Raw genomic sequence first — 3,608 nt, 5'->3', positions numbered from 1 at the left:
GACGCCGCCGGGGCAGCTTGCCTGCGCCGCGCTCAGCGGCTGGGACTTGTACAGCGCAGCCGCAAGGCAGGTGATCCCCTTTGCGCGCAGCTGGGTGATGGCATCGGGCATGGCACCGGCTTCGATCACCGGGATGCGCACAGCGGCTCCCATGGAAGCGCGCAGGGTCTTGGGGGCATACACACTGGCACAGCCGTCGCTCAGGATCACACCGTCAAAGCCAAAGGCCGCAGCAGAGCGCAGCAGGGTGCCCACATTGCCGGGGTCCTGCACCCGTTCCAGTGCCAGATACCGCCCGCCGGCCTTCACTTCGTCCAGTGTGTGCACCGGGGTGCGGAACACGCCGAACACTCCCTGATGGGTGCCCACATCGGCCAGCTTATCGGCCACATGGTCTTCCACAAGGTAGTGTTCACCGGGCAGCCCGGCAAGCTCCGGGCACTTTGCCATAGCGCTCTCCGTATAAAATAAGGTCTCCAGCTGCGCACCGCGGGCAAGCTCCGGGCAGAGCTTGCGGCCCTCGGCCAGAAAGCGGCCCTCGCTGCGGCGGAATGCCGCGCTGGAAGAAAGGCGGCAGGCGTATTTGATCTTTGCGTTTTCCCGGCTGGTGATTTTTTCGTCCATCGTGTGTATTCAACCTTTCGCTGTACTGTCGTTCAAAAAGTAGTCTGCCGTCTTGTTCAAAAAATGCAAAAAGGGCAGCGTCTGCCACAAAGCGTTCCTGCGGCAGGGCGCTGCCCTGAAAAACATGTTCCCCTGCCGTAAGAACCCCGGATACAAAACGGACGCCCGCGTATACGCGCGGGCGTCACGATTCAAGTTCCTAATCAGGCGTTCTTGACGGTCTCGACCAGAGCTGCAAAGCTCTTGGGATCGTTAATAGCCATCTCAGACAGCATCTTGCGGTTCAGCTCGATGCCAGCCTTCTTCAGACCAGCCATGAAGGTGGAGTAGTTCATGCCCAGAGGACGAACTGCGTTGTTGATGCGGCAGATCCACAGGTTGCGGAACTGACGCTTCTTCATGCGGCGGCCAGCCAGAGCGTAGTTGCCGCTCTTCATGACCTGCTGCTTGGCCATCTTAAAGTGCTTGCTCTTGCAGCCGTAGAAGCCCTTGGCCAGCTTCAGCATCTTCTTACGACGTTTGTGAGTCATGGTTGCGCCCTTGATACGTGCCATTTTTTATATCTCCTTTAGTTGTCTCAATAGAATGTGTTTGCCTGCGGCTCGCTCTTAGGCGTAGGGCAGCATGCTCTTGATGGTAGCTGCGTTGGTCTTATCAACGTAGCTGGGCTGACGGTAGCCACGGGTCAGCTTGGTGGTCTTCTTGGTCAGGATGTGGCTGCGGAATGCGTGGCCGCGCTTGATCTTGCCGTTCTTGGTCAGCTTAAAGCGCTTCTTAGCGCCGGAGTGCGTCTTCAGTTTCATCTTAGCCATTTTAGTTTCCTCCTAAAATTAGTCCTTATTGGGTTTCGGGATCAGCAGAATGGACATCGTGCGGCCCTCGAGCACCGGCGGCTTATCGGTGGATGCCTGAGGCAGAGCCTCGGCAAAACGTTTCAGCACGTCTGCGCCCAGAGCACTGTGCGCCATTTCACGGCCGCGGAAGCGGATCGAAACCTTAACCTTGTGGCCAGCTGCCAGGAACTTGGCAGTCTGGTTCAGCTTGGTATTGAAGTCGTTGGTGTCAATGTTGAGCGAAAGGCGGGTCTCTTTAACTTCGACCACCTTCTGGTTCTTCTTGGCTTCCTTCTCCTTCTTCTGCTGTTCAAAACGGTACTTGCCGTAATCCAGCACCTTGCACACAGGCGGAACAGCCTGCGGTGCGATCTTGACCAGATCCAGACCAGCATCTTCAGCAGCGCGCATGGCCACCTGAATGGACACAACGCCCTTCTGCTCGCCGTCTGCACCGATCAGACGGACCTCACGGTCACGGATCTGACCGTTGATCTCCAGTTCCTTCGACTTTCCAGCGGTAGCGATAATGAATGCACCTCCAAACAAAATCCATTTTGTTGCAATATTTGGCATAGAAAACGCGGCCGCCCATTTTCAGGACAGCCGCGCAAAAATTCACTCAAAGCTGCAGTCCACTCATAATGAACTGCCTTCAGGTATAGCCCGGGGGATCTTTCCCTCGCAAGGCGAGCGCGGCACAGGCCGTAGCTGCTTTCTTTACTCGGTTATTCTACCACAGGCAGAAAGCGCTGTCAAGCACTTTTTATGCGTTTTGCGGGAAAAATATGACTTTTCCGAAAGGCAGGCCATCAGGGAGCAGCATCTGCCCGGGCATCGGTGCCGCCCACTCCGGCAGGATGACGCGAAGCCATGGTCTAAAGTGTAGGCTGCAATTAAAATCGACCAAAAAGCCTTAACGGGAAGTGCGAGGGCTTCTCACGCTGGATGGACTGGCGAGCGGAAGCAGGCCGGAGTGGGCGGCACCGACGTTCTCCTACGCTTCGATCAGCCTCCCCAGCTCCAGCGAGTAGATGCCCTTATACGTTACCTTCTTCGGCGCAAAGCGCTTATCGATGGCAAGAGCATAGAGGTTCAGCTGCGGGCGGTAGGCGCTCAGGAAGTCCGCTTCGGTCTTGCGGCGGTCGGTCTTGTAATCCAGCAGTTCCAGATGATCCGGGAACACCAGCACAAGGTCTGCAATGCCCTGCACCAGCACCTGCTCATCCTGCACGGCGGCGGCTTCCTGCGCGGAAGCTCCCTGTGCCGTCAGCACGGCCGACGCGGGCAGCGCCGTGATGAAGGCCAGCTCCCGCAGCACCTTTTCGGCTGCGCAGATCTTTGCAAAGGCTTCGCTCTCGGCAAAGCGGCGGATGCGGCCTGCATTGAGTTTTTCCGCAATTTCCGGGGCCACCAGCCGGGTGTCCACCTGCCGCTGGCGCTCTGCAAGGATGGCTTCCTCCAGCGTGCCCGCCGCTTTGGCAGCAGCAAGGGAGGCAAAGTCCGCATGTTCCAGAAAAGCGTGCAGAGCCGTGCCCATCTCGGCGGCAGTCAGGCCGTCTTTGGAGAGGAAAGCAGGGCGTTCCAGCGTGGTCTGCTCGGCCTTGTGCACGATGCTGGTCACGCTGACCTTGGCGGGCACCGCAGCCAGTTTTGCCGCCGGATACCGCCATGCAAAGCCCTCCTGCAGCTGAGCCACCAATGCCGGGTCTGCCGGGACAGGCTCTGCCGCTTCCGGTTCCTGTTCCGGTGTTTCCGGCTCCGGCTGAGCTTCCTGCACCGTGACCATGATCTCACTTTCCGTAAACACAAAGGGCAGTTCCAGATCTCCTGCCAGCCGCCGCAGCGGTCCGCCGAAGGGATGCACCAGCAGCGCTGCACGCAGCCAGTCGGCAAAGCTGCCCGCCTGCTGGTTCAGCGTTTCTCCCGCGCCCGCAGCAAGGAATGCTGCCGCCTTGGCAAAGGGATTGCCGGTCTTGGTCATGCCCAGCGGCACCGTGAGGATCAGCTTATCCTGTGCACGGGTGAGCGCCACATATAAAAGGCGCATCTGCTCGCTGCGCGTTTCCTGCGCATGGACGCTGGCAAGGGCTGCGTAGGCTGCAGTCTTGTACATGCTCTCGCCCTGTTCCGGGCGCAGGCGCAGGCCCG

The 3,608-nt window shown here is 59.0% G+C and carries 5 protein-coding genes; all 5 read right to left on the bottom strand.

Annotated elements, in window-relative coordinates; translation table 11 throughout:
• The coding region (locus QZL71_RS01845; RefSeq protein ID WP_294647501.1) for a TrmH family RNA methyltransferase at positions 1-624 on the bottom strand (624 nt) is incomplete at its 3' end.
• Positions 625-827: 203 nt separating this feature from the next.
• Positions 828-1,178, bottom strand: a complete 351-nt coding sequence (rplT, locus tag QZL71_RS01840; protein WP_005928218.1) for a 50S ribosomal protein L20 — start codon at positions 1,176-1,178, stop codon at positions 828-830.
• Between the two features lie 54 nt (positions 1,179-1,232).
• Positions 1,233-1,436 (bottom strand): 50S ribosomal protein L35, encoded by a 204-nt coding sequence (gene rpmI / locus QZL71_RS01835; protein ID WP_005928215.1) that lies wholly within the window; start codon positions 1,434-1,436, stop codon positions 1,233-1,235.
• 18 nt (positions 1,437-1,454) lie between these two features.
• Positions 1,455-2,033 carry a translation initiation factor IF-3 gene (gene infC, locus QZL71_RS01830; RefSeq protein WP_005944384.1) on the bottom strand — a complete coding sequence of 193 codons (579 nt, stop codon included), beginning with the start codon at positions 2,031-2,033 and terminating at the stop codon, positions 1,455-1,457.
• Between the two features lie 421 nt (positions 2,034-2,454).
• On the bottom strand, positions 2,455-3,608 hold a 1,154-nt coding region (locus tag QZL71_RS01825), incomplete at its 5' end, for a PD-(D/E)XK nuclease family protein (RefSeq protein ID WP_294647499.1).

This window comes from uncultured Faecalibacterium sp. (assembly GCF_900066275.1).
Classification (GTDB): Bacteria; Bacillota; Clostridia; order Oscillospirales; family Ruminococcaceae; genus Faecalibacterium; species Faecalibacterium taiwanense.
This window is presented reverse-complemented; position numbering and strand designations above follow the sequence as displayed.